Here is a 26,231-nt window from a genome sequence, read left to right on the forward strand (position 1 = left end):
TGAGAAAATGAGGAGAATTTCTTTGGTTTTTCTAATATTGTTAATTCTAATTACTGGATGTAGTGTCGGAAATCAAACCGAAGAAAGAAGTAAATCAATACTTTATAATTTAAATGAACCGTTTAGATTTCCATTTGAAGTAAATGAGGTTTATACAGAGATAGCTATTGATAATCCAGAAGTACTCCAACAATTTATTTTTCATTATAAAAACAAACAGACCACTCAAGAAATAAGGTTCATATTGAGCAAGGATATTGAAAAACCAGAGAAAGTATCTGAACAAGGCAAGGAACCTATTGAACTTAAAAATGGAAAACAAGCCTATTACGATGAGGACGAGACCTCACAATCCATTTGGTGGGAAAGTGAGAATGGTTTTTTGGCTAGATTTTCGTATTATATCAACGGAAATCTTGACCAGTTAGGTACTTATAAACTAAATGAATCCGACCTAATAGATTTAGTCAATCAGGTTCAATAGTATTTCTTTTGTACCTTTCTCTGTTCATTACCTTATGAAGGTTGATAGTACTTAGAAATTACCGCCCAAGGAGAGGCGGTTTTTCTTTTGGTCAGAAAAGGGAGGAGTTACTGAATCATGAACTTAAAAAAACAGATTCGCCAGCCTACTAATGTTGTTCCAGATACCCTGAACAAGCGAACAAAGCAGGAATGGATTGAGAGCGCAGTGGTTTTGAAGCGGGAACGCTTTGAAATCGCCGGCGCTCTTTTTGATTGTCTGGATGACTTCCTGTTGTCACAACAGGAAGTCATTCAAAAAGTAGACGCCTACTTGGGTCTGAAAACAAAGGAGGAAACAGTGAATGTCGATACAACGGAATAGACCAGGCGCGTATGTGGAGCTTCAGGCGGTTGCGAAGTCTCGTGTCCTATCGGTATCTGGCCGCGTTTTGGTACCGTATCAAGCGGAGTGGGGATTGCCAAATAAAGCAGTGGATATGGCGGATCAGTCCGAGCGCTTCAAGGAATCTGGTCTACTTGTAGATGAGTTGGAACTGGCTGGAGAGAATGGCGCGATGGTAGTGGGGTATAGGGTTACTAATGGGAATGAGGTAGTTGCTTCGGTTGCAGTAGCCAGCAGCTACACAATTGAGGCACGTTATCCAGGTACTCGCGGAAATGATTTTGAGTATCTAATTCGAGCGAGTCTGGTAGATGCAACAAAGAAAGAGATTATCATTCGGGATACGCTAGGTATCTATGATACTGAGACGTTCTTGATCGCTGATAAAACTGAAGCTATCAATGCTCTGAAAAAGTCCAACATGGTGCGTTTTAAGGACACAGGTGCAACGGCGTTGGTTGATGTTGCCTACACAAAGTTGGCTGGCGGAGTTACTGGTACTGCAGCGATCACGGCAGCCAATTGGAGCGGCATCTTTAATCGCATTGATGGTCTAGTGTTTGATGTCGTTTATCTACCTTCCTCAGAGTCTGCTGTACAGGCAGCCGCGAAACAATGGTTGCTGGATCGCCGCACCAAGGCTCGCAAACTTGCACAGCTGGTCATTGCAGGGGCATTGGAAACTGATGATGACATTGAAGATCATAATACGCGCAGTCGCGCGGCCAATGCCCGGTTTATCATCAATTGCTCTTTGGCTGGTGAACACACCAATGGTAAGACCTATGGTTCTCTTCACTGGGCAGCGTGGGTGGCTGGACTTGCAGCTGGAACACCGGCGAATAAATCATTTACGGGTGTTAAGGTACCAATGACTGAAGCTCTAGTGGACTGGAGTCATAGCGAAGTTTTGAAAGGGTTGGCCGAAGGCACACTGATGGCTACCCGCGACGGTTACGACTATATTATTGAGTCGGCAGTGAACACATTGACCACACTTGGGGCAGGGGAAAGGGAGGACTTCGGTAAGATTCGAGTTTCCATGACGATAGACCAAATTTTGAATGACATCTACGCTGCCGGCAAAGCGAATAAGGCAAAGTTGGACAATGACAAGGATGGTCGGGGTATGTTTATCGCAGCAGTCGTTAGTTATCTGAAGACTCGTGTTGAACAAAAGGCGATTGGCTCAGAATTTACATTTACTGAGCATCCAATGAAGAAAAGTGATATGGATTATGCTTATTTCTCCCTGTCTGCAAAACCCTTGGACGCTATTGAGATCTTTAATATTGATTGGGAGGTGGCGTAGTAAATGGAACGCGAACTTATTGGCCGTAATTTATCCGTGCAGGATGACAATGGCGACTCGATTCAGACCATTAAAGAAGTGGAGGTTATCCTGAAGCCGGAGACACTGGATATTATCCGTGCGCGGAAGATGTCTAAGACGAAACAGATTGTCGGGTATGAGATCACGGTGAAACTGGTTATGTCGAAGTTGGAGTCCTCTCTTCGTTACAGGCTCCTGGCTGATTTTAAGGCGGGTAAGACGATGTTCCTGGACCGGATTACCGGCTCTCTTGAGGACATGCAGACGGGTAATGTTGAACGTGTGATGATCAGCGGTGTGCATATTCATGATGAAATGGATCTGCTGGTTGCCAAGATTGATGACAACAATGGCATCGATATCACGCTTTCCGGTACAGCGAATGATTTTGATTTCATTGAACAGTTTCCAGATTATATGGCATAGGGACGGGTAACCGTCCTTTTTCTGAAGAAATAAGAGAGAAGATTAATATAATTTTTTGTCGTGGAAAATAAATCCATAGGATGTTATTGTATTTAGGGTATAAACATTCTATGTGATGAGGGATTCTCTTGAAAATATTTATAAGTTCAACTAGTCACGATTTAAGCGATTTTCGTGCTTTAATTGTTGATCGACTTGAAAAACGTGGTCATGAAGTGATATATCACGAAAGCCCGACCTTTCCAGCTAATACTGGACTCCATTCACATGACCATTGTATTAAAGCAATAAATCATGCCGACATAGTACTTTGCATTATTGATAGAAGATATGGAGGTATATATGAAGGGAAATTTAATTTTGCTATAGATCCTTTCAAAATTAAAGCAGGATCTGCGGAACTGGAGATAACAGTTCCCAGTGACAGATTAAGTATTACATGGTGTGAACTAATAGAGGCTTACAACCAAAATAAACAAGTTATGACATTTGCTAGACAAAGAACTTTAGACGAGAAACATACTCGTCGTAAAAATCAGGGTATAAAAGATTTTGAGCCAGCTTATGTTCAAGCAAATGAAGTTTTTGATCTACTCGATTGGATAACAAAAAAGAAAACAAATAACTGGATTGCATCTTTTGAAAATATAGTTGATTTTGAAAAGAAGTTAGAAGTTTGGATTACAGAAGTTGAAAAATCTTTAATATTTGCAGTAAATGATAATGAAGTTACCAATAATGAATTAATTGAAAATCCTCCTATTAGTGAAGTTGAAATCGAAGACTATGAAGAAGCTGAAAACGTAGGGAATGGGGAAGAAGATTCAAATCCGACTGATAAGATGATGAAGAGAAATGAAAAAGGAAAATATTTAAAAATTAATGGCAAGCGTTATTATTTAAAACAAGATGATCTGGAAAATTATAAATCTACAAAACGCATAACATTAATTGTTGAAGGTAATTCTGATAAAGCAATACTAAATGTTATTGTCAGACAGTTAAATTTACTCAGTGAAATTAATATTGTATCAATACAAGGCTCGTTTTCTCAAGTTAAAAATATTAATGAGTTTCTAGAGACTTATATTGAACCCACAAACTCAGTAGTAGTTGTTCTTGATAAAAGCGAGATTACAAGGGCAGTGAACTCTTACAATGAAGTTCATGAGAAAATAGATGGGAAGGTTATTTTTATTGAAGCTGATCCACGTATAGAAGAATGGTTATTCGTAGGTCTTTCTGAATATTCGGAGGAAAATAATGAATTTAAGAGAAGCAGCACAGGCTGGAAGATAAGGTTAATTAATAGAGCTATCCAAGGAAATTATGATTTACTAGCAAATAACTATGATTTGGAACTTGCCATGAGTTCTTCACAATCTCTTGAAATATTCGCTTCATTGTTAATGAGCCTAGATAGGGATAATATAATTAATCCTTTTATGCAGTTTAAAGAAGTATATTAATACAAAGTTTTCAAGGCTACCTTTTAAAGGTGGCTTTTTGATTTTAAAAAGATATATGGAGGTTTTCCCGTGAGCGACAAATTAGAAAAATATCTATCCAAGGGCAAAGCAGGCAGTAACGACGATACCATTACTGTGCCGGCAGACGGAGAAAAATGGTCTGTTCGCCGTTTGACCACCATCGAAGTGCGTCGTTCTTACGAACTGGCCTATGAGGAAAATGGTGATCCGAAAGATTCCTATAACGAGATCGACGTCATGATCGTTAAGGCAACCGAACATGAATTTGACTGGAACAATAAAGATTTACTACTCGCCTTCAATTGCACCAGTAAATATGAACTACCACCGCGTATCCTAGACAACCCTGCCGATTACGCTGAGCTAAGTAAGGCAGTGAACAAATTTCAAGAGACGAAAGATGCGCTACTGAAAGAAGCAAAAAACTCATCAAGCAAGACGGAGAAGCAAGCTGGGTAGCATCCTTTTGGATTAACCAGAAGCGGCTGCCGGCTGAAATCCTACCTTATGATGTGGATAAACAGCGGCAGTATTTTTTCTGTCTTGCGGCCGGTATGGTCGCCGAAGAAGAAGCCAAACGCCTGGCTAACAAGAAATAGGCAGGATGGGGGTGAACAATTATAGCAGCTACAACAAAGGTGACGGTCCCGTTCGAAGCACGGGATCTTATTTCCGGTGCTGTCCAGAATATGCGGAAAGCCATTCTTGGGGCGACTAATGATTTACTAGATTTTCGTCGAGCTTCTGGACAAATGGGGGACAACCTTGTATCTGATCTTCGGCGATCCCGAAGCGCAGCGGATGATTTAGGTAGCCGGATCAATGATGCTGCAGACGAAACTCGGAGACTTGGACGAGCGAACATTGATGATATTTTCAGGCGAGCTCGCTCCGGTGCTGAGGATTTGCGCAGATCAGCATCTCGTGCAGATTCGGAGATTCGCGGAATGAGTGATTCTCGGGTGCACTTAAGAGCACAAGATGAGGTTAGTCCAGTCCTTGATGGTATATCTTCCAAGATTACAACGATTGCGGCAACTGCAGGTGCTCTTGTGCTAGGTGGTGGAATCAAGGACGCATTATTCGGGAATGTCATGGATTACTATTCTGAAGCTTCCCGAAGCGCGGCCTTATTGCCTGCAACTGCACGTGATCAAGGTCTTCAGACTGTGAAAGATCTAAATGCTCAGGGTATTATCTCTTCTCAGACAGAAGGGGCCAGACAATTAGCAGATATTTCCCCACTAGTCCGGGATAAATCGCAAACTAGCGAGTTTCTTAGAGCTTCAGCAAAGATGAAATATCTCCTGCCAGATGCAGGGTTTGAAGAGATCAACCGCGCACTGGCGCAGTCAGCTGATACGTTTGGCGAAACTTATGCTTCCGTAACTGACAGCATGATATATGCCTATGAAAAAGTCGGAGATCGACAGAAAGATCTGTTCGACACATTTTGGGAGTACAGCGGTTATTTCAAAAACACCGGTGCAAACTCTGGTCAAATGGCCAACTTCTTGACACAGAGCGTGAAGGAGGGATCCTTCAATTTCGATAAGCCTGCCGATTTTATCAAAGAGACATTCGGCGTGAAGGCTCTCGATCCGGGGGACATGGAGAAGTATTTCACTCTGCGCGGAGCTGGTAAGAACGACGCAGCAAAGCAAGCTGCCTCATTTACTAGCGACATTAACTCTGGTGAGGAGCAACGTGCAAAGGGAGCGCTAATGGCCCTAGTTGCTGATTTAGCCAGTCAGTCACAAAGTGAGTTGAAAGCTTCTCTAGTATCCCTTGGATCGGCTACAGCGGAAGACAACGGAAGTGCTGTACTTAAGACCTTTCAAGTACCTTTTCAACCTGCACCTTCTGGTATTGCAGGGACGACGGAAAGAATGGTCCAAACTCAACAGGCCGCGAATCCGATGCAGGATATTATTCAGACTCGTGCGCAGATCGATCAGCAAATGCAGGAGTTGGGAGCAAATCTATCAACAGCAGTTCTTCCAGCACTTAAAGAATTCAATACTCTTATCACAGAAAATAAAGAGCAAATCCAAACATTTGGTTCGGGGATTGTAAAAGTGGTTACAACTGCGACTGACTTGTACGGAAAGTTCTTTGATGAAATCAATGTCGGTGTTGGATTGCTGATAGGAACCTTTGCTGTGAATAAGGTTTATAAGGGATACCAAAAAAGTAAAGATGTAGCCTCTGACATACGTGGGCTTTTTGGAAGAAGATCAACCAGTTCTGACTCATTACCAATAGAAGAAGTCGGTAGCTCTTCACGAAAACGATTTACACTCAGACGTGGTACTACTGGATCAACCGGCGGTTTAGGTGGTGGCCTGAGTTCTTTATCATCTATGACTGTAAATGCCAGTGTTGTTTATCTTAATGAGGCTGGTGGTTTGGGTGGCTCAATTGGTGGGCAAGGTAGCCGCTCAGGAGGTAGGTCGAACCGCCGTGGGCGTACTGGTAGCTCAAGTTCTAGCACCCGAACAATGACAGGCGGCAGCGGTACAAGTGGCTCGATCAGAGCGCGTCGGGGCACTCGAACTACTAATATTCCTGATATTGATGCAATTCCAGACGTTGCTGCAAGAAGAGGACGAGTTACCTATCGTAATACCGCACGGCTTCGTGGGACATCAGCAATCCCGGATATCATATCAGATGTTTCAGATGTACCAGCTAGGCGGGGAGTTTTAAAAGGCTTGGCCAAAGGTGGAACAAAGGCTGTAAAGGCAATGGGGGTTGTAGGTACCGTTGCGGGTATTGGCATGTCCGGGTATAGCTTGTATCAGGCGTCCAAGGACGAGGGATTAAAGGCTGGAGCTTCCAATACCGGAGGATCAATAGTCGGAGGCTTGGCAGGAGGCACAATCGGTGGAATAGTCGGATCATTAGCTGGTCCATTCGGTACCGCTGCAGGAGCAGCAGCTGGTGGCTGGGTTGGAGAAAAGCTTGGTTCCATGGCTGATAATGCTGGATGGACGAAAAAGGCTGTAGATGGCATCTATTCGATTGGTGACTGGATTACAGGTAAAGGAAAGAAGAAGGAAGAGCCTGCAGTTACCGCTAAAGTAGTACCTGAAGCCAAGATCACCTTTGGTAACTTGACACCGGAACGAGAAAAACAATTACAGGAGACCTTCAACGTTTTCCGGGCCAATGTGGCCAAGGATGGATTAAAGACCGCATTGACCAGAGCTGTTAACGAGAGCGGTGTTAAGGAAACGGTCGATAAGATTAAAAACACATTTGTTGGCGCGTGGAAAAGCACAGAATCGGGTAATGCTCAGCAAAATGTGCAAGCTGTTGGAGTAGCTGCACAGAAAACAGCTGGACAGACTCAGCAGTTAGGTGTAACCACGAAAACCAGCACTGCTGGAATTGTTCAGGGTGCTGGTGCAGCGGGAGCGAGTATGCTCGGAATCGGGACTGCAGTAAAGACGGCGACCGATGAGACGAAGCAGCAGTTGCTATCGATACAAACAGTTACGAGTCAGAGTGAAAGCTGGGGCAGTACCATTATTACGAGGATTTCCAAGGGGATGCAGAGTAAATTTCCTGAACTTAAGTCGACAGCAATCGGTGCTATGGGTATTCTGAACACCCTGACTGGAGCAGGTGCGGCGAAATCTTTTGTTACCTCGAGTCTTCCCAATTCCAGTGGTGGTGCCGCTTATGCAAACGGCGATATTATTACTCGACCTCATATCGGGTTGGTCGGTGAAGCTGGACCAGAGGCCATTATTCCTCTCTCTGCAGGACGTCGGCAGCGCGGTGTGGAACTGTGGGAACGTGCCGGGGCAATGTTAGGCGTTCGGGCTTATGCTAACGGTGGTATTGTTGGAGGGCAACCCCTACGAAACCGTGCTTATCAAGCTAAAGCCTACATTGATGATAACAACGACAGAATAGGTTACGGAGCCGGCTATGCCGAAGGGATCCATGGCTCACTTGAAATGGTAAAGAAGCAAGGCATGAAGCGTTATACCAAGGCCATGAATAAAGCCAGTAGTCTCACAGATGCTTACAAAATACGCTCAACGGGTCATCAACTGCGCAGACAAGCTGCCAAGATGAAGAACTTTACCAAGGGTACAAAGCTGCTCGGTAAAGTGGTTCGACCGGTTGGTTATGCTATGGACGGATGGGACATCCTCTTTGCTGGAAAAGGAAACCGCGGGCGACAGACTGCTAAAGTAGTTGGTGGAATTGGAGGCGGGATCTTAGGTGGTGCTGCAACGGGTGCAATGCTAGGAACCTTCCTCATGCCTGGTGTCGGTACAGCCGTTGGTGGTGCAATCGGGGGGCTGTTAGGAACAATCGGCGGTGAGAAGTTGGCCACGAAAATGTATGATGGCATTTCTGGATTCTTTGGCCGACGAAAAAAACGTAAGAAGAAATACGCTGATGGTGGGCTTATCAGTGCTCCACACATGGGCCTGGTCGGTGAAGCCGGTCCGGAGATGATCATTCCACTTTCGCGGCAGCGGAGTAAACGAGGAAGAGCATTGTGGGAACAGGCGGGGAGCTTACTTGGAATTCGTCCTTACGCAGATGGTGGTGCGGTAGGTATGAGATCGTCCAGTATCCCGGTAGCGAAGACATTGGCGCAGGCACCTGCAGCGATCCGCGATATCGTAATTGAGAACATCAACATCGATTTTGGTGAACTGGCCAAGGGAATTACCAACTTTGCTGAATTCGCTAAGATGCTGACCAGCCCACAGGGAAGAGCGTTGTTCCGTAAAATTTTCGGCGAAGAGTTGTACAATGCTCTGGAAAGTGGGGGATAAATCATGCTGACTATGATACGTGATAAGAATCGCTTCACATTTCCAATTACGCCAGCAGAGATCCAAATCACTAGCAGCAATGAGATAGATTCCTTTGTAGTAATCACAGGTGAAGAGAAGACAAGTAAGAGACTCACTTCGAAGCTGAAGCGGGTCTCTTTTTCTGTGATCTTCCCACGAGCCTGGGAGAAACTTTGGGAAACCGGCAAAGAGACGGTGGTTTACCAGTCTCCAGAACAGGCTTGGAAGTTGATGGAGGAATGGAAGCTCAAGCCGGTTGTTATTAACTTCGAATCGCTGTTCTCGCAGACTATGTGGTTTGAGAGTATCGAGGCTACGTATAAAGATGGCCAAGCGAATCTGCATATCAGTTTTAATTTTGTAGAGTTCAACCCAGTTAAAATCGTGTCGTACTCCAACACCAAGCAGCTCTTAAAGCCTGGCGTAATTATAACCAAGTCATCCAAAAGTCGACCTAATACAACCGGTAAAACTGATAGTAAAAATAAAACTAAGAAGAGCGATAAGCAGAAGAAAGCTGAAGCAAAAACAGCTGCCGACAATAAAAAGGGAAACTTTGATTATCTGGCTCAAAAAGAACGGATTCTAGATAAGAACTCTAGTGTTAAATAAAAGGCGGGATTAAGATGGATAACTTTGCGATCCTTTACGGAAAGGAGAGTAATCGACAGCTGTTGACGGATGCGGCAGTTGAATTGTCCTGGTCTTCAGCACGAGATGAAATCGCACGTAGCGCAACTGTTCGACTTCGTAACGCTGCTGATCTGAAGGTAGCCGGCATGCTGATGTGCTTTTCAGCGCGGTTGAAAGGCATGGGAGTGCTTCATCACAAGAATCAGTTCTTCCATGGACCCATCATCAAGTATGAACAAAATGAGTTCACAGATGAATGGGAGGTTGAAGCTCGGGAGATGAGCTGGTATTTAGCGAAGAACAAAGGCACACGACCATACCTGAAAGGCGAGGCCGGTGCAGAGCTTCAGCGTTATATCAAGACTACCGGAATCGATTTTCGATGTCCATCGTTAGGGTTTAACCTGGATGAACGGTATGGCACGATGTTCCATTCAGAAGTCATCTTGGATGTGCTGCAAAAGGCATATGAGCGTAGCGGCTACCGTTATCATGTAGATGTAGTTCGGACGGATTCGAGTTTCTACCTGCAGGTGGTTCGGGAGGGGACGAACACTCTTGTTCCGGTCTTTATTCCAGAACAGATGGAAGCGAGTACCGCCGGTTATAGCATTGAGGAGACTTATACGGTCGTCACCGCACAGAAGTATAAGGACGATAAGCTTGCTTCATCAGTAACTAAGATGGCAGTCGGTGCAGTTCAAGCCATGGGTCGAATGGAAGAGATCATCGAGGTTGAGGAAGATGAGGACCCGGCCACGATCGCAACGCAGCGCCTGAAGGCTTTGTCGAAGGCGAAGCAGATTAAGAAAATTACTGTAAAGCATGAAGACCATACACTGACAGGGCTTCGGGCTGGATGGATGGTGTTGATCAAAACGGACCATACCTCCAAGTGGATTGTAGAGTCCGCTGAGAGCAGTTTTAAGAATGGGTTATACACTGTGAAGCTTGAGCTGGAAAGAAGGGAATAACGTTGCTAAATGACGCATTGAATTTGTTGAAGGAAAAGACGAAAGGTCATATTGACGCTCGAGATACCGAACGAGCGACATTATTGAGTTGGCCAGATAATCCGAAAATTCAGGTAGAAGGTGACACAGAACCTTATCCTGCAGATAAACTGGTCTTTGCAGAATATCTGCAAGAACGCCGTATCGATGCTGTCTTTGAGGTTGAGCAACTTGAGATTCCGAAGTTAACTGGCGTCCTAACAATTCCTAGTCCCTTGAAGGTTGGAGACAGACTCATTGTTTCTAGGTTGACTGGCCAGCGGTATTACGTTCATGGCAAGGAGGCTGGCGGCGGTGGCAGATAGTTTGTTTCCTGAATTGGACATATCGGATATCGGAGAAGTCGAACTGACAGAATCGGTTGTCTCGGCCAATAAATGGACCTATGTTATCGATTATCGTAATCGGCGTGCCGTACTTACTGAAGATGGCCACCCGAAGAAGACAGGTTCTTATGCTGAGTACTTAGTTCAGACAGCACTCAAAGTCCTTAATACAGAACGCTTTCGTTATGTCTTGTATGGGGAAGAAGTTGGCGTGGAGAGATCCGAGTGGTCCACTTGGGAAGATGTAGAGATCAAACGAGATATGGAGGAAGCTTTGACTGCTCATACCGAGATTGTGCGTGCTGAGGTGCGATCGATGATGCGAGCAGGACAGGAGATGCATCTTAGAATATTGATAACTGGCTTAGCGGGTCAAGTGGAACTGGAGGAGGCAATTAGTGTATGACCATTAAACTGAGTGATTTACCGTCACTCCCCTACATGCCTATCTTAGAAGAAGAGCCAGAGGAAATCTATCAACGTTGGGTGAACCGTGCCATAGCCCTGGCGCTTGAACGAGGGTTACCACCGCCGCCAACAGGAGAAGGGGAGTACTTTTATGATTTGTGGTACCCTCTTGCGTTGGAGCTTGCCGAACAGCAAATGCTATGGACTTATGGATTCGTTCAGGGGTTTCCGATTTGGGCAGATTCCGAGTATCTCGATGGTCACGGATGGGCTGCAGGTCTTACCCGCAAGGAAGGGGAGAGTGACGATACATTTCGCCTACGGATGTTGGAGCGTGCTGCTACCGAAATCGGGAGCGGTCGTCGCAAAGATTATGAAACCTGGGCCACTGAGATGGCAGGTGTGGGTGGAGCCATTGCCCGTGAAAAAGAACGGCATGACAATTCCGTTGATCTTTACTTGACCAACCTGGACGGACAGCCAATTACTGAGGAATTTGCTGAGACGGTAAAAGCATGGATGTGGGAGGAGCGTCGGATCGCTGGGCATGACTTATTGGTACATCCGGCTCCGGTCTTTAATGTACGCTTAGAGACACGCTTGCTAACGACTAGCGGTACAGATCTGACTGTGCTGGCGGCAACTATTCAGCAGCGTGTATTGGATTACGCAAGCGGACGGTCCAAACTAATATACAATTATGTGGCTGCCTTGCTACTGTTGCCTGGTGTGGATGATTACGAGAGTTTAACCCTCAATGGGGATATGGAGGATATTGTTCTCCCCTTGTCGTCAGTTTTAAGAGTGGAAGTGATCTTGTTATGATCCCGCTGAGATATCGTGAAATGCTGCCACCTTATTGGTATGAGATTGATATGGCAGACCGGCATTTTTCAGTTTTTGAAAAAGAAATGGATGATCGCCTGCAGACGATAGATGATCTGAGCAATCAGTTTATCCTCAGGAGATCTACCTGGTCATTGTGGATTTGGGAGTGGATGTACTTCCGGAAGACTCAAGAGGGAAGTGACGATGAACGTAGAGAGGCGATACGCCGAAAGCGCTGGGGCGATCGTCCTTTTAAGCTTCCTCTGCTTCGAGAATTGGGGAATCAGCATGGTAAGTTGATAAGTGTCTCAGAGGATTTTTTAGCAAAAGAGATCCATTTTGAATTTTCCTTAGTTCAACCGTTTAACATGGCAGGTCTACAGGCTGATTTTGAATACGTGCGTCCGGTTCATATTCGTCGAGCAGTATTTAGTTCAGCAGTTCCGACGCAGGTCATTAATATAAAAGGTACTGGGTACTCGCATGGAGTAGACTTCCCGATTTGTGGGTTTGAAGTGCCGTTTGGGGGTAGTAATGGCAGACGTTATTAAGCAGTTGCTTCTAGAGAAGTTGATTTCGAATTTGAATGGCCACATCGTCAGCGCGCGGGTGAATATAGGAGGCGTTCAGACGACGTATCCTATTTACAACACAATTGTGTCTGGTATGTCTGTTCGAAAGTACATTTATATAACGGAGACGCAAGCCATCGGCAAACAACTTTTAGGCGCAGCCTTGCTGGATGCTGAAGGCAACATACTGGCAGATCAACCCCTTCTCGTAACTAAAAACGATAAGGGGTTTTTGATTGCCTTTGAATTTGTTTTGAGATTGGAGGCGAATGCTGGTGGTGTATAACAAACAGCAGTGGAAGGACGAGATTCCCGACTTGACCAAGCCGATAAAGGATTCCTCGGGAAAGCAAAAGACTGACCCGCAAACCGGGCGGCCTTTGTACGAACTGGTCCAAGAAGGTACACGTCTTACATCTCAGCGTTTGAATCACATAGAAGATGGTATTGAGACCGTCCATGAACTGGCAGATCAAAACGCTGCGGATATTGATACACATAAAAAAGATACGGTTAAGCACATAACGGCTGCTGAAAGAGCGGAATGGAAAGCCAAGGAGACACCTGCAGGTGCCCAGACTAAAGCTGATGCTGCTCTATCAGCTGCCAAAACCTATGCAGATACCGCGCTGCTTGCAAAGGCAGATAAGTCATCCACTTATAGCAAAACGGAGACTGACCAGCGTATTCAAACTGTGGTCGGGGCCGCGCCGGATGCTCTGGATACACTAAAGGAAATCGGAGATGCACTGAATAATGATCCAAACTTTGCGGCCACAGTCACCAATCAGCTCTCGGGAAAAGTGGACAAGGTATCAGGCAAACAACTTTCAACAGAGGATTATTCTTCTGCCGAGAAGGCAAAGTTGGCCGGGCTCACTCCTGGAGCTGGTGCTGCGGGATCGGCTACAGATGCTACGATAGGTAATCGTACTGCGGATCCTTCGATTACTACTCCCTATAGCTTAACGGGTTCGATCACTCAGTGGTTCTCATGGATTACCAAGTACTTCAAAACCATCACAGGGAAGGCAAATCCGTTTGATGCTCCAGACATCACACTAGCTGCAACTAAGACACACGTTGACGATACTACAAGGCATATCACAGCCGCAGAACGAACTGCTTGGAACGCCGCTGAGACTAATGCTAAAAATGCATCTATTCCCTTGGTACAAAAAGGTGCTGCCAGCGGTGTTCCTGCCATGGACGCAGCGAAATATATGCTAGGGGACGGAATCAGTCTAAAAGAGTTTTCTACTGAGGCCGTGAGCACATTTAGCTTTACACATAACGTAGCTAATCAAAAGGTAGACTTGATCACTACAGGTTCTCTTGCTGGTTTTTTTGAAGTAACCATCACAGGCACATTTGGTAATCAGAACAATGTAGGCAGAATGACTAAGCGGTTTAATATCATGACCAATACATCAGGTACAATAAACAGCCAGTTAACACAGTACACGGAAGTTACTGGTCCTATAGTTAACTGTGTATCTATCTCGGACGTGTCGTGGGATGCAACTAGTAGCCAATGGCGTATTACCATAGAAGCACGTACGAGTAACGGTAACGGGTATGCGGTTCATACTAAGCGGCTTACGTCACAATCAGCACTTAATACCAAGCCGTTCACCTTAGGCACTCCATACACAGGTACTGCCGCTACTACTCTTCCTGTAGCAGTTCAGACTATACCAGATGATACCGTAACTCAGTCCGGTTATTTAATTCAGAAGCACCGGCTTACTCAGAATGATGGTTCTACTATATTATTCAGCTCAGGGTCAATGGACACACTTTTTACAGCTGGTTTTTACTACGTCACCACTTCTGTGACAGGAAGACCACCTGAGGTTACGGGCGGTGGACTATGTGATGTATACAAACTCGTTGGCGGGACATCTAGTACTGGTGCGTACCAACGTATTACCGATTTCTTAAACTTACGCACGTTTATACGCTACTGTCATAATAGCGTCTGGTCTGCTTGGGTAGAGATTGAGAATGCAAACAGGAAGAACGTAGCTAACGGTTATGCAGGAATAGGGAATGATGGTTTCATATTTGATGCCGTTATCTCTGGTAGTATCGCACGCAAGGCGCGGGGAATATCTGCAAATCAGAGCTTAAGTGATACCGGAGTTTTCGTAGAGGGTGAATACTATTGCGCTACTGACGTTACTGCCGCCACTCTTTCCGGTATGCCTCCAGAAGTGGCCGGGAAATCGTTCCACCTGAAGGTTGTACCGAATACTGCAGGAGGCTTTAACCAGACCCTAACGGCCTACGGGGCGAATGTTGCGGCGCTAAGGGTATTCACCCGTAATTACTACAACAGCGTTTGGTCGAACTGGTATGAAATCGAGCATTCCGGCAAAAAGAACACAGCCAATGGTTATGCGGGACTTGATGCACTTATCAAGTTACCACGAGTTAATACCTACAACTCTCTAGGCGGTCCGTCAACAGTCCCCACAGCGGATTTAAACCTCGCACTCACCGCAGGCGTATACCCTATCAGCCCTGCTACACTGAATAAGCCGTCAGCTAGTATGTGGGGGCAGGTAATGGTAATTGTCAGCGGCGGAGAAACACACGTTGATGCGAGCATGTGGACATGGCAAATTATATTGCAATCCAGTGGTGATTCGTATGTAAGGCGTAAAGATGCCACGAACGCTTGGAGTGCATGGGTTCCACTGTGGACAGGGTACAACGACGCTCCTTTATTTACTACTAGAGGTAATGTCTCTAATAACACAGACTACAATACCTTAGTAAAAAACGGGGTATATATGATTTACAACCCTACAGGAACAACAAATTCTTCTCCTGTGGCATATGGTATCTTGACTGTATCTGCGACTAATCCATCTGACCTTTCCAGCAGCTATATAAAACAGGAAGTCATAGAAGTTACCACAGGCACTATATACAGTAGATCAAAGTATACGCCAACTTCTTGGACTCCTTGGGTATCTAACATAACCGGCGCTGGTGGAACTATGACTGCCGCTCTTGTTAGGAACTATGATGGTACTTTCTATAGCTACCGTAACTTAGTAGGGTATAATGCCACTGGTACTGCTACAGGGACTATTAAGATCACAATGCCTAAGACCTGGAGCAATACTATGATGAGTATCAAAATAAAAGGGTATGATTATACCACTGGTAAAGGTGCCTGGGAATTAATCCTGGGTGGCTACAACTACTCTACTACACCTGCTTGGGCTAACATCAGTGCAGTGTTAAATGGTAGAGTTCCATTTGATCGAGTTCGTTTAGCCCATGATGGTACTAACAACTGCATCTTATTAGGAAGCCTGACTACTGTATGGGGCATTACTCACATAGAGGTATCTGAGTTTACAGCCGCTTTTGGTGCTATAACAGGCTGGGAGAAAGGCTGGCAGATGGGTTTGATTACCTCTGAAACAGGTATCTTCAATGCGGTAACACCAGCATTGACTCCGCAATATGGAAAAGCTAGTGCGACAAATTACTTCGTTACGACTACTTCTGAGTTTGCCTTTCTGGCACGTACGCCTGCGGAGAGTGGTAACTTCGAGGCGAGAGTGTACTTACGTCTGACTGCTGCCTCTAGTGTAAAGGTAACAGCTACTTACAAAGATCATACCTCTGTAGTACAGAGCACGGTAATCGTAGACGATGTATTTCCTATAGGAAGCTACTCTCTACCCGTTGCTTTCTTCGCTGCTACTTCAGATAGCCCTATAAGTCTTTTAATTAAGTGTAGTGCAGCAAACGTAGTCTATGCGTCCGGCTCAATCATAGATTGTTAATAACAAATGGAGGTGAGACAATGGCTACTATATATACATCAGGGAACGCTAAGGCATCACAAGTACTTGCGGGAACTAAATTCAGTGCCGGCCCAACCTACGGAGGGTTCGGTACAATGAAGAACATGGGTGATCAAGAAATACTCGCGAGTGCCGCCTACATGCAAGAGGGCTATCTATCAGTATCAATACCTCAGCTGGGCGTTGGCGAATCTCTAGCCGTAAATGGTGGTACAGAGTTTACTTATGTCGATGCTGTCCACGTCTCCGCCAAGAACATCCTAATGGGGGTTGAAATGTTAGGGCTAGAAGGTACAGCTACCTCAGACGCTACCGCAACAGCGGCAGATATCTTGTCCAATAAAGTAGCCTATAGCAAGGGGCAAAAAACAGTTGGAACAATTCCTGTTATCACCTCCGGCGAAGATCCGGCGCAGGGAGTTGGTTTATGGCCGGATGGATCACTAGCAGTTTATCCGAGGGAGGGATATCGCAAAGGTGGAGCGGGAGCCGGAGAAATTAGGGTAAGCACGACTCAATTGAATAGTGTTGGTTTAGTTAAGTTGTCTACAGGTTCACTTACTCCATCTGGTTCCGCCTTTAGCCAGTATCTAGGATTCAGACCGAGAGTAATAATAGTCGAGTACGCTAACAATGGTACATATCGCGCTGTCTATGTATCTAATGGTCACCTAGGAGATAATAGATTCTCCTATTATGGGGTAACAAATGCTTACTTCAATTCGGTAGTTTGGACAATCACAGATACAGGATTTACGCTTACTGTTACCGGAGCATCCGGTATGGGAAATGCTCAATTCTGGGCGTTCTCATAAACTATTGCCCTATTAAGTACTTTACATGGGAATTATATAGAGGGGGTGTCAGTAGATAGTGGCTAAAGTATATACAAGCTTGATTCGCAATGGACTCACAACGCTGTTAGAAGTTGAATGAAAAGTAGTAGAGCGCCTAATTGAGGCGTTTTTATTTTGCCCTCGTAGCTGTTACGGGGGCTATTTATATTAAGGGGGGAACGGGAGTGGAGCCTACAACAATCGTAGCAATGATTGCGGCAGTAAGTGGGATTGTCTTGGGTTGGATGGGTAAGACTCAGGCATTTAAAAAAGATGTTGCACAAGAGGCTGGTAATGGCGCGTCACTACGTACTGACGTTGAGTACATCAAGCGAGGCGTGGATGATATGCGGTTAGAGCAGCGAGCACAGGGGCAGAGATTTGATGTCCTATCTGAGCGTGTGACGCGTATTGAAGAGTCAGCCAAGCAATACCATAAACGATTGGATCGATTCGAAGAAAATAGAAGAGGTGATCTGTAATGGAATGGAATGTAGTTATGGAGTTTATTAATCCTGAATTAATGGTTGTTGTCGTAGCTTGTTGGATCATCGGTTATTGGTTAAAACAAACGCCGAAAGTACCGGACTGGAGCATTGTGTATATTGTTACGCTGGTCGCCATCGTATTTGCTGTATGGATGCTAGGGTTTGTTATTACAAGCTTCATACAAGGCATCCTATGCGGTGCTGTAGCTGTGTACGGTAACCAACTGGTCAAACAAGCAAAGAAAAGCGGTGACGAATAATGAAGAAGGTATGGATCGACGCAGGTCATGGTGGTAAGGATCCAGGAGCAGTTGCAAATGGTTTAAAAGAGAAAGACATCGTATTGTCAGTGGCTTTGGAGATTAAAAAGCGACTCGAGGCAAATTATGATGGAGTGTATGTTTTGCTCTCTAGAAGTACTGATGTATTCTTGGCACTCGCAGAGCGCACAAGTCTAGCAAACAAAGCTGGAGCTGACATCCTAGTGTCCATCCACGGTAACGCTGGAGGCGGCTCTGGTGGCTTTGAAACATATAGATACATCAATGCATCTGCTGCATCTACAGCACTGCAAAACGGGCTACACACGGCGATTGTGGACATGCTTAATAAGGTTGCGGTTGGCGTGATCGACCGAGGGCAAAAGGCAAAAAACCTGCACATGGTGCGTGAGAGTAACATGCCGGCAGTACTGACGGAGAATTTGTTTTTGGACGTGGCGACCGACGCTGCCAAACTCAAAAAAGATGTGGTTATCCAAGCAATCATTGATGGCCATGTGATCGGGATTGCAAAGTATTTGAGTCTGAAGAAAAAGGATGCAGGGGACCAGAAAAACAATGACAATAAAGTGGCAGTACTCGTAAACGGCAAGAAAGTAGCTGATGGAGTGCTGGATAATGGCACGACCTATACACCTGCACGAGCTGTAGCAGAGGCACTAGGTGCTACGGTTGTATATGACGCAGAAACAAAGACTGTTAATATCACAAAGTAATTCCTAAGCGTTTGGGAATATGCCCACTGGATTCGGCTGTTTTTTTGTTTTTTGCATAAAATCCCAGCAAGTTGAGGCTTTCGTTCGACTCGATTTAAGTTATCTGAAAGATGTTTTGTCTGGAATGATATTAATTTAGAGAATACCTAAAGTAACCCGCCGTTTTAATTACTCGGTGGGTTACTTTATTACCTTTGAAGATACTAACACATTGTTATTTAGCACATTCCCATAATAGAAATTACATATCCTAATCTCCTACATCATTATTTTTTTTTGAAAAAATTTATTACTATATTGATAGCGAAAAGAACTATCAGGATAATTAGTAGAGTGTTTGTGTTTTCCAATGCATTCCTTAAATTAAAAATCTGCCCAGAAATTTCAGATAAACCTTTACCAGTTTTGTCGCCAATTTCGCCTAAACGACCACCGATTTCATTTGTATATTGTGACAATTCAGTTAAATTCATATTAAACCTCCTGATTGAGTTTTTAATGTTATTTATTGACAAGTTAATTTTAATAGATTAGGATACTAGAGTAGTTTACCATAATATTGAAATAGGAGGAACAATTATGAAAAAGATTAAGAAAGTAGTAGGAATGGCGTTTTGTGGTTCGTTATTGATGGGGGCAGTACAGGTATCTGCTAACGCTGCAGATCCAGTGGCTTCTACGGTCGTTTCCAATGACACAGAGCAAGTACATAATTTCGAAGTTAATAACTTTAGAGAGAAGGTTACTCTTGATGAGAACGTTACTTCGGACGATCTAAAATTGAATTACATAAAGATCGATGATATCATACCTTCAAATGCAAAAGCTGTTAGAACAGAATCACCTAACTCTGTAAAGCTGGATTTGTTTGATAAGGATACAGGAGCACTTTTAGTTAGTTATTCAGAAACCGATAAGCCGAATTTTTCGGCAAAAAGTTTTGCTACTGTTTCCGCAGGGGAGAATAGAATTGTAACAACATCTACTCAGAAATATTGGGGTCCAGCATATCTTGATTTGACTGTAAATATGGATGTCTTTGTCTCAGGTGGGTTTAAACAAATCAATGGAATTTTAAACACTTCAATGCAGGTAATTAATAGTGGGACATTTACGATGGAAGACAAGACTATGAGTGCAATATCTACAACAGGATCTTTCCCTACTTATAAAATTTCTGCCACTGGTCAGGGCAGTGTTGTTTATCATTACACTGGAACTTTTGAAGCAGGTTTCTCATATTCTGCTTTTGCTGCAGGTGATTACTCTATGAGTGGTTCGATCACAGGTGATTGGTATGCTAGAAGATGGACTACTATGGGTCTTTCATACAGCGTTGGTAATTAATTTTTAGTAGCTTTAATTTGAACGAATACTAAATAGAAGAAATGTGTCTATATATCTTTCCAGAATAAATAAAACAGAAACAATAGAAGTACCGTACCCTGCCAGTAATGGTGGGGTATTTCTTTATGTTCTTTCCTTACCAGTAATATAGAGTACATATACATAATGTTACAAATGAATTATATTAAAACTATGTGAAAGCATCATAACCTGTCTGCGATGGTATGGTATTTTTTTGCATAGGAGTGAAAGAAGTGAGCGTTACATATAAGGTATTGGTGACAGATTCTGAGTTTCTGACAGCAGCACTGACTCAAACTAAGGTATCAGTATGGTACCGGGAATCTCGAGATCCTATTGGCCACCTCATGGATTACGGTGGTGTAGTTGAGGGTTATACTCCGGAGTCGATCAAGATAGCCGGCGCCCGTTTTGTCCGGGAGAGATTTGAATTTAGAGCATACATAAAATAACCCGCCGGGCTTGTGCCTGACGGGATGTTTTTCCTTCTTAAGACAGAAACTATTTGACGATGTTGGTTACATATTAGTAGGCATTCTTGATATACATCTGGATAAAGCCATTTTGAGTGCCTCCTGGTCGAATACCTGGTATTGACGATTCTGATCAATTAGCCAATTCGCAAAACCCTCTGCTATACGATAGTCCTCAAAATCTTCAGAATTAACCCTATACTCAGCTAATTTAACCATTATAGCGTATTCATTATCCGACAATTGGATGCCTAGTTGAGAAAGTTGTCTCTGTCGGATTCTTCGTGCAGAATCATCTTGTATTACCCGGTGCTTATTGGACACTTGTCCTTCATGAGGCCGATAGTACATTAAATTGTGAGGGAGATTCGCTAATTTCGCGCTTGAGGAAAGCCTGTTCCACAGTTCGTAATCCTCTGCATGAGGGTAATTATAATCATAACTAATCCCGAGACGATCTATCGAGCTTCGGCGCATCATAACAGAAGGATGTAGAATGCAGCTGTGAAATAACAGCCAGACCTTAATTTCTTCGTGATGCATAGGGTTTAACTTGACAGGCCCGAGGTAGTTCGTTGTATATCCTGTTCCGCAAATATCTATGGTGGGATTAGTGTCCATAAAATAAGCCTGCATTTCTAATCGATTTAGTGCTGCAACGTCATCGCTGTCCATACGGGCGATGTACTTACCTTGGGCCAGATCGAGTCCTTGATTCAGCGAAGTGACAATCCCCATATTCTCAGTATGAAATATCTTTTTTACTCTGGTATCTTTAATATCATGTATGATTCCCGCTGATCCGTCTGTTGATCCGTCATCAATGATTATCAGTTCTAGGTCGTTTAACGTCTGCCACAAGATTGTGTTAATTGCTTCCTGTAAATACATAGCGTTGTTGTAGACCGGCATAATTACAGAAATTTTGGGCACCAGGCATTCCTCCTAAGAACTTGTCTCTGATTACACGATATGTTGAAACACTCTTATGCGCGACTGGAGAACCGAAAAAGGGCGTATTCCGAAGTAGGTCACGCCAAAAATAATAACAAAACAAAATAAAACATGTAAAATAGCCGCCACAGTAATTGATCCTGGGCGGCTATCTTTTAAACTATAAACTCTGTAAACACCGGGCTTCTAAGCATTCCAGATTTGGTCCAGTTCCTCATTCGCACCTTTGCCCGCAATCTTGGCTCAAGATGTACAAACTCTTTGTCCTCGCCTTTTACAAGTTGCTGGGCAACGCCTCTGAATGCTTGCTTATGAATTGGTGACGCGCCGAGTTCTATAATCCCGGCTGGACGTAGTTTTCCAGATGCACCGGATGGAACAGCAGCCAGCCAACCGAATTCCTGTTTGCGATAACCTGTAATATATACATCCGCATAAGTCCAATTGATGACCTTTTGCCACGCATGGGAGCGGCGGCCAGTCTCATATATGCTGTTTTTACGCTTACCTACTACGCCTTCCATACCCCGAGTTTCGATCTGCTCAAATAATGCCTCTCCAGCACCTTCTACGTGCGGTACTACTCCAAAGCTATTAGACGGTAGAGTTAATCCCGTCAGTATCTCCTTGCGGCTCATCAGGGGCAACCCACGCACATCCTGACCTTTGTACATCAAGATATCGAAGATGGCATAATACGCTGGGAGTATCCCGGTGAGTTGTACTATCCTATCTGCTCGCCTCGTCTGAAATCGGCTCATAACAGATTCAAAGTCTGAAACACCAGTTGTTGGATCGACACAGGCAACCTCGCCATCCAAAACAACATCATCCATAAATGGGAGATGTAGTTCAGGATACTGTTGAGTACAATCATTATCGTGCCTGGTATATAACCGGATCTTACCTGACTCTTGAGAAAAAATAAGGCGATGCCCATCTATCTTTGGTTCATATATAAAATCACTGTGACTGAATGGTCCAGCAGCAGTTTGTAATAACATAGGGGATATAAACATAACAAAACCTCCTGTATCCCATTATAGCTGGTGGCTACTAAGGATAGAGGAGGTAAGTGATGGGAAAGGTTATTTTGTTACGGTATACTCACTAACTTCAAAGGTAAGTATTTTATCGAATACAACATAGTCTTTACGTTTGTTGAATGGACCTTTGTTATTTGAATGCTTATCAATAGCATATAATCCAGGTCCTCTTCCTGCATCACGAGCATCGTACCAATTAAGGAAAGCATTTACTTCAACAATCGGAAGATCATATTCTTTTTCTGTCCCATTAATTAATGTGATTGTAAGAATCGCTCTATCACCGGGAGGTTGTTCTGGTGTTGGTGTTGGTGTTGGTGTTGGTGTTGGTGTTGGTGTTGGTGTTGGTGTTGGTGTTGGTGTTGGTGTTGGTGTTGCAGTTGGTGTTGGGATTGAGCTACCAAAAATATCGAAGTCAGCGATTTGAATGGGGTTGCCGCCAATATTCGAAAGCGTTAAGTATTTTACTGATTTAGCGGAGAGCTTAATTTTAGTTCCATTCGTATCTTCAATGATTTTATTAGTCACAATATAATTGCCATTAGGATCATGTAAAGAAAAGGCTAGATTGGTGCCCTTCATAGAAATCTGATAAGAGTCTATATCTACAGGAGTATCAAAAATATACCATATACTATAGGGATTTTGACCGGAAGAATCGGGTAAAAAAAGTATCGTCGAGTTATTTCCATCAGTAGCTACTGTAGTAGTTCCGCCTGTACTTGAGTTAAGTCCTCTCCCCATGGTCATTGTTTTTCCATCTAAAATACCACCTTGATAGGCTAGGGCATTATTTAGAGGGAGAACAGTAAAGATAAGTAAAAACATCAAAATAAATTTAATCTTTTTCATTGGTTGCACTCCTCATTATGTATTATCGTTTATGACTTTACAAAATTAGACAAGGATTGTCTAAACATATATGACTATATATGTAATAAGATGTTTAAATAAATTCATTTTTCTTTTTATTCCAATTAGTGATTAAATTCCTTGTTGTTTTAAGAATGCATGTTTGGTTATGATACAAACAAACGTTCTTGTTTTCGGAGGGGATCATATGAAAATGAGTGTCGGCCAAATAGTTGAAATTATATACCAGGACAAAGCGGGCAAAATTACACAACGCAAGATTGAGATCATAGGCATTCGTGACGGCTGTATCCGGGCTACGTGCCTAACCACCAACTCTCCCCGTGTATTCCTAGAATCCAGTATCCTGTCATGGCAACCCATACAGGAGGGACGATATGCTTAGCGATACGGCCCGCAAGCTGCTGATGATCATGCGGCATTGCTCGGTGCATCATGGATACATGCCTACCCTAGAGGTACTGGAGACAAAGAGTGGGCGAACAACAGATAAGATCCGAGCCGGGCTGCAGGAATTGACAGAGAATAACTACATTCTGTGGGAGTTCGGGAAACCGCTAGAGAGTGCAGTTGTTGTTGAGGGATGGGAGCGAACTGAGGATCGTTCAGCATCAGTTACATGGAGCGTAGATGGTGGCCATATAGATTATTGGACAGATTACTAGGAGGTCAGACATCTTGGTTAAGAAATTGGAAAGTATTTGGGATTGCAGTAGAATGATGCTACCGGAGCATAAACTTCGGATTATCAGTGATGAGCGAGGACAGCAGTGGAGGGACCGTAAAAAGCCGGTGCTTGATGCGCAGGAGTGGGAATTAATTGATCAAGTACTCACTTACTCGAAACGGTATCGGGAGCAGATAACAATCACTCAGTTTGAACCGGTTCAAGATATCAAGATCCGGGGAGTTGTGATGGCCATAGCCAGGCAGCTACGACGGATCAAGCTGCAAATGGAAAATGATTATGACTGGATTAATATTGACGATGTGATTCAGGTGACTACATAAAAAAATGCCCCGGAAGCCTTCACCGGGGCATAACTATTATTCCTCGAATAAGTCATCCATTAAACTATCGATTTCTTCTTTCCGCGAGGCCGTAGCCTCAGTATCAATCCTGACCTTGCCTTCTTCGAAAATAAGGGTGTCTCCAGGCTTAACCTCCGCCGGTAGTTCTGATCTAAGAACATCTTCGGTTTTACCATCAAATTCAATGACGGCATATTCACCCTCGAAGCGATCAATGATTCCTTTCTGCATTTACTTGCCCCCCTTAGTCGATGTAAAAGTGATTTTATTGCCATCACTTATTGCAGTAATGGTTCCTTTTTGATCAGTTCGCAAAACTGAAGCATTCGCATTTTTTAACCTTGTAAGTATTCCGGAATCTGGGTGACCATAATTGTTTTTACCTATGCTTATTACTGCGTACTGTGGTTTAACGGCGTCGAGGAATGCTTTGCCGGTTGAACTACTGGAACCGTGATGACCAACTTTTAATACATCAGCTTTTAAATTCATGCCATCGGCTAACATATCGTTCTCTGAAGCTTTTTCAGCATCACCAGTAAAGAGGAAGGACTTGTTCTTATAGGTGACCTTTAAGACAGCACTCCAGTCGTTAAGATTATCCCCATAAGTTCTAATAGGAGCCAGGAACTTAGCCTCAACACCAGTTAAAGGAATAGTAACGCCTTTAGTAACTGATTTGATGGAACGTCCTTCATTCTTTACAGCGGTCAAAAAATCTTTGTATGTCTCAGTGGTATGTGATACCTTTGGAGCGTAGACAGATTTAACATCCAACGCTTTGAGAACATCATCTAGCCCACCAATGTGATCTGCGTCAGGATGAGTAGCAACCAGGGCATCAAGTGTCTTTACACCAAGGGCGTTCAGGTATTTTACTACTTTCTTACCCTGATCGTTATTACCTCCGTCAATGAGGACATATTGATTATTCGGGGTCCGGATTAAGGTAGAGTCCCCTTGGCCAACATCGAAAAAGTAGACCTGAAGAGTGCCAACATTCTGTTTCTTTGGTAAAAGCAAAGTTGGAGCTGGCGTAGCAGTAGGCTTTGCTGTTGGTTTCGCGGTAGGTTTAACAGCTGGTTTAGCAGTGGCTGCTGGTTTTGAATTTGAACTTCCACCATTGTGGTAATGGTACTCTCCGTCTTCCAGTCCCCACTTTGCGCAATTGGTGCGGCAATAATGACCGCCATTTGCATCTGTGCGTCCTGGATGTGCCTCAGCAAGTACAGGCATCAACAATAAAACAAGAGACATGATGATTGGAACAATAATTCTTTTCATAAAAAGTAAATACCCCCAATGTATGATTCTGGGAGTAGTCTATCAGAATAAGGTAATATTTTCTACTTGATTTCGTAACTATTTAATTTATCTTGGTTGTGTTCGTATGAAAAATTAATTTGTTCTTCTATTATGTAGTCTAAAAAAATGAGGATATAGAAGGGCACATTGGTCACAAATTTGGTCACAAGCTCATTTTAATTAAGTTTAATCAATATTAGCTAATCCCAATAAAAATAAGAATTCTTGAATAGAGTTTAAGCCATTTATCCCTTTCCTCTATATCAGTTGGTTAGAGCGGTCGGCTCATAACCGATTGGTCGGGGG

At 43.8% G+C, this 26,231-nt stretch carries 29 protein-coding genes; 23 read left to right on the top strand and 6 right to left on the bottom strand.

Going from position 1 to position 26,231, the window contains the following annotated elements:
- The first annotated feature begins 7 nt into the window (after nt 1-7).
- The 19 genes from UQ64_RS03440 to UQ64_RS03530 all read left to right on the top strand — a co-directional run bounded on the left by UQ64_RS03440 (nt 8) and on the right by UQ64_RS03530 (nt 18,874).
- Complete coding sequence (locus UQ64_RS03440) at nt 8-484, top strand: hypothetical protein (RefSeq protein ID WP_156417433.1); 477 nt, start codon at nt 8-10, stop codon at nt 482-484.
- A 117-nt stretch (nt 485-601) separates the two neighbouring features.
- Nucleotides 602-847 (top strand): hypothetical protein, encoded by a 246-nt coding sequence (locus tag UQ64_RS03445; RefSeq protein WP_060622115.1) that lies wholly within the window; start codon nt 602-604, stop codon nt 845-847.
- Nucleotides 828-2,180, top strand: coding sequence for a phage tail sheath subtilisin-like domain-containing protein (locus UQ64_RS03450; protein ID WP_060622116.1), 1,353 nt, complete (start codon nt 828-830; stop codon nt 2,178-2,180). The genes UQ64_RS03445 and UQ64_RS03450 overlap by 20 nt, the downstream gene beginning before the upstream one ends.
- 3 nt (nt 2,181-2,183) lie before the next feature.
- On the top strand, nt 2,184-2,627 hold the full coding sequence (locus UQ64_RS03455) for a phage tail tube protein (RefSeq protein ID WP_060622117.1): 444 nt from the start codon (nt 2,184-2,186) through the stop codon (nt 2,625-2,627).
- A 128-nt stretch (nt 2,628-2,755) separates the two neighbouring features.
- Nucleotides 2,756-4,096, top strand: coding sequence for a DUF4062 domain-containing protein (locus UQ64_RS03460; RefSeq protein ID WP_060622118.1), 1,341 nt, complete (start codon nt 2,756-2,758; stop codon nt 4,094-4,096).
- A gap of 69 nt (nt 4,097-4,165) precedes the next feature.
- Nucleotides 4,166-4,576, top strand: coding sequence for a hypothetical protein (locus UQ64_RS03465; RefSeq protein ID WP_060622119.1), 411 nt, complete (start codon nt 4,166-4,168; stop codon nt 4,574-4,576).
- Between the two features lie 179 nt (nt 4,577-4,755).
- Nucleotides 4,756-8,922: a lysozyme family protein gene (locus tag UQ64_RS31525; RefSeq protein ID WP_060622120.1), complete on the top strand. Its 4,167-nt coding sequence runs from the start codon at nt 4,756-4,758 to the stop codon at nt 8,920-8,922.
- A gap of 3 nt (nt 8,923-8,925) precedes the next feature.
- Complete coding sequence (locus UQ64_RS03475) at nt 8,926-9,555, top strand: hypothetical protein (RefSeq protein WP_060622121.1); 630 nt, start codon at nt 8,926-8,928, stop codon at nt 9,553-9,555.
- Nucleotides 9,556-9,569: 14 nt separating this feature from the next.
- The gene (locus tag UQ64_RS03480) at nt 9,570-10,550 is read left to right on the top strand and encodes an XkdQ/YqbQ family protein (protein WP_060622122.1); all 981 of its coding nucleotides are present in this window, start codon (nt 9,570-9,572) and stop codon (nt 10,548-10,550) included.
- Between the two features lie 2 nt (nt 10,551-10,552).
- Entirely contained in the window at nt 10,553-10,894 is a 342-nt protein-coding gene (locus tag UQ64_RS03485) for a hypothetical protein (RefSeq protein WP_060622123.1), read from the top strand.
- Nucleotides 10,884-11,321 carry a GPW/gp25 family protein gene (locus UQ64_RS03490; RefSeq protein ID WP_245237844.1) on the top strand — a complete coding sequence of 146 codons (438 nt, stop codon included), beginning with the start codon at nt 10,884-10,886 and terminating at the stop codon, nt 11,319-11,321. The genes UQ64_RS03485 and UQ64_RS03490 overlap by 11 nt, the downstream gene beginning before the upstream one ends.
- Nucleotides 11,318-12,148 carry a baseplate J/gp47 family protein gene (locus tag UQ64_RS03495; RefSeq protein ID WP_060622124.1) on the top strand — a complete coding sequence of 277 codons (831 nt, stop codon included), beginning with the start codon at nt 11,318-11,320 and terminating at the stop codon, nt 12,146-12,148. The genes UQ64_RS03490 and UQ64_RS03495 overlap by 4 nt, the downstream gene beginning before the upstream one ends.
- The gene (locus tag UQ64_RS03500; protein WP_060622125.1) at nt 12,145-12,702 is read left to right on the top strand and encodes a DUF2313 domain-containing protein; all 558 of its coding nucleotides are present in this window, start codon (nt 12,145-12,147) and stop codon (nt 12,700-12,702) included. Before UQ64_RS03495 ends, UQ64_RS03500 begins: the two co-directional genes overlap by 4 nt.
- Entirely contained in the window at nt 12,686-13,009 is a 324-nt protein-coding gene (locus tag UQ64_RS03505) for a hypothetical protein (protein WP_060622126.1), read from the top strand. Before UQ64_RS03500 ends, UQ64_RS03505 begins: the two co-directional genes overlap by 17 nt.
- Nucleotides 12,999-16,532, top strand: coding sequence for a pyocin knob domain-containing protein (locus UQ64_RS31530; protein WP_060622127.1), 3,534 nt, complete (start codon nt 12,999-13,001; stop codon nt 16,530-16,532). Before UQ64_RS03505 ends, UQ64_RS31530 begins: the two co-directional genes overlap by 11 nt.
- 20 nt (nt 16,533-16,552) lie before the next feature.
- Nucleotides 16,553-17,368 carry a hypothetical protein gene (locus tag UQ64_RS03515; protein ID WP_060622128.1) on the top strand — a complete coding sequence of 272 codons (816 nt, stop codon included), beginning with the start codon at nt 16,553-16,555 and terminating at the stop codon, nt 17,366-17,368.
- Nucleotides 17,369-17,574: 206 nt separating this feature from the next.
- Nucleotides 17,575-17,871 (top strand): hypothetical protein, encoded by a 297-nt coding sequence (locus UQ64_RS03520; RefSeq protein WP_060622129.1) that lies wholly within the window; start codon nt 17,575-17,577, stop codon nt 17,869-17,871.
- Complete coding sequence (locus tag UQ64_RS03525) at nt 17,871-18,137, top strand: phage holin family protein (RefSeq protein ID WP_060622130.1); 267 nt, start codon at nt 17,871-17,873, stop codon at nt 18,135-18,137. The genes UQ64_RS03520 and UQ64_RS03525 overlap by 1 nt, the downstream gene beginning before the upstream one ends.
- Nucleotides 18,137-18,874, top strand: coding sequence for an N-acetylmuramoyl-L-alanine amidase (locus UQ64_RS03530; RefSeq protein ID WP_060622131.1), 738 nt, complete (start codon nt 18,137-18,139; stop codon nt 18,872-18,874). The genes UQ64_RS03525 and UQ64_RS03530 overlap by 1 nt, the downstream gene beginning before the upstream one ends.
- A gap of 266 nt (nt 18,875-19,140) precedes the next feature.
- Here UQ64_RS03530 and UQ64_RS03535 read toward each other — a convergent pair whose 3' ends face one another.
- Nucleotides 19,141-19,347: a hypothetical protein gene (locus tag UQ64_RS03535; protein WP_060622132.1), complete on the bottom strand. Its 207-nt coding sequence runs from the start codon at nt 19,345-19,347 to the stop codon at nt 19,141-19,143.
- Nucleotides 19,348-19,453: 106 nt separating this feature from the next.
- Between UQ64_RS03535 and UQ64_RS03540 the strand changes: the two genes are divergently transcribed.
- Both UQ64_RS03540 and UQ64_RS03545 read left to right on the top strand, forming a co-directional pair.
- Nucleotides 19,454-20,221, top strand: coding sequence for a hypothetical protein (locus UQ64_RS03540; RefSeq protein ID WP_060622133.1), 768 nt, complete (start codon nt 19,454-19,456; stop codon nt 20,219-20,221).
- Between the two features lie 254 nt (nt 20,222-20,475).
- Entirely contained in the window at nt 20,476-20,694 is a 219-nt protein-coding gene (locus UQ64_RS03545) for a hypothetical protein (protein WP_060622134.1), read from the top strand.
- 66 nt (nt 20,695-20,760) lie between these two features.
- On the opposite strand, the gene UQ64_RS03550 is transcribed toward UQ64_RS03545, so the two are convergent.
- The 3 genes from UQ64_RS03550 to UQ64_RS31205 all read right to left on the bottom strand — a co-directional run bounded on the left by UQ64_RS03550 (nt 20,761) and on the right by UQ64_RS31205 (nt 23,567).
- Nucleotides 20,761-21,648, bottom strand: coding sequence for a glycosyltransferase family 2 protein (locus tag UQ64_RS03550; RefSeq protein ID WP_060622135.1), 888 nt, complete (start codon nt 21,646-21,648; stop codon nt 20,761-20,763).
- Between the two features lie 176 nt (nt 21,649-21,824).
- The gene (locus UQ64_RS03555) at nt 21,825-22,688 is read right to left on the bottom strand and encodes an ATP-dependent DNA ligase (protein ID WP_060622136.1); all 864 of its coding nucleotides are present in this window, start codon (nt 22,686-22,688) and stop codon (nt 21,825-21,827) included.
- A 69-nt stretch (nt 22,689-22,757) separates the two neighbouring features.
- Nucleotides 22,758-23,567, bottom strand: a complete 810-nt coding sequence (locus UQ64_RS31205) for a hypothetical protein (protein ID WP_167348453.1) — start codon at nt 23,565-23,567, stop codon at nt 22,758-22,760.
- Between the two features lie 398 nt (nt 23,568-23,965).
- Here UQ64_RS31205 and UQ64_RS03570 point away from each other — a divergent pair, with 398 nt between their 5' ends.
- Both UQ64_RS03570 and UQ64_RS03575 read left to right on the top strand, forming a co-directional pair.
- Nucleotides 23,966-24,253 carry a helix-turn-helix domain-containing protein gene (locus UQ64_RS03570; protein WP_060622138.1) on the top strand — a complete coding sequence of 96 codons (288 nt, stop codon included), beginning with the start codon at nt 23,966-23,968 and terminating at the stop codon, nt 24,251-24,253.
- 13 nt (nt 24,254-24,266) lie between these two features.
- Nucleotides 24,267-24,599: a YolD-like family protein gene (locus tag UQ64_RS03575; protein ID WP_060622139.1), complete on the top strand. Its 333-nt coding sequence runs from the start codon at nt 24,267-24,269 to the stop codon at nt 24,597-24,599.
- A 36-nt stretch (nt 24,600-24,635) separates the two neighbouring features.
- Here the strand turns inward: UQ64_RS03575 and UQ64_RS03580 are convergent, their stop codons facing one another.
- A complete protein-coding gene (locus UQ64_RS03580; RefSeq protein ID WP_060622140.1) occupies nt 24,636-24,851 on the bottom strand; it encodes a DUF3006 domain-containing protein in 216 nt (71 codons plus the stop codon).
- Nucleotides 24,852-25,904 (bottom strand): MBL fold metallo-hydrolase, encoded by a 1,053-nt coding sequence (locus UQ64_RS03585; protein ID WP_060622141.1) that lies wholly within the window; start codon nt 25,902-25,904, stop codon nt 24,852-24,854. It lies immediately after the preceding gene.
- Nucleotides 25,905-26,231: the final 327 nt, after the last annotated feature.

It is taken from the genome of Paenibacillus etheri, assembly GCF_001012825.1.
Lineage (GTDB): Bacteria > Bacillota > Bacilli > Paenibacillales > Paenibacillaceae > Paenibacillus_AQ > Paenibacillus_AQ etheri.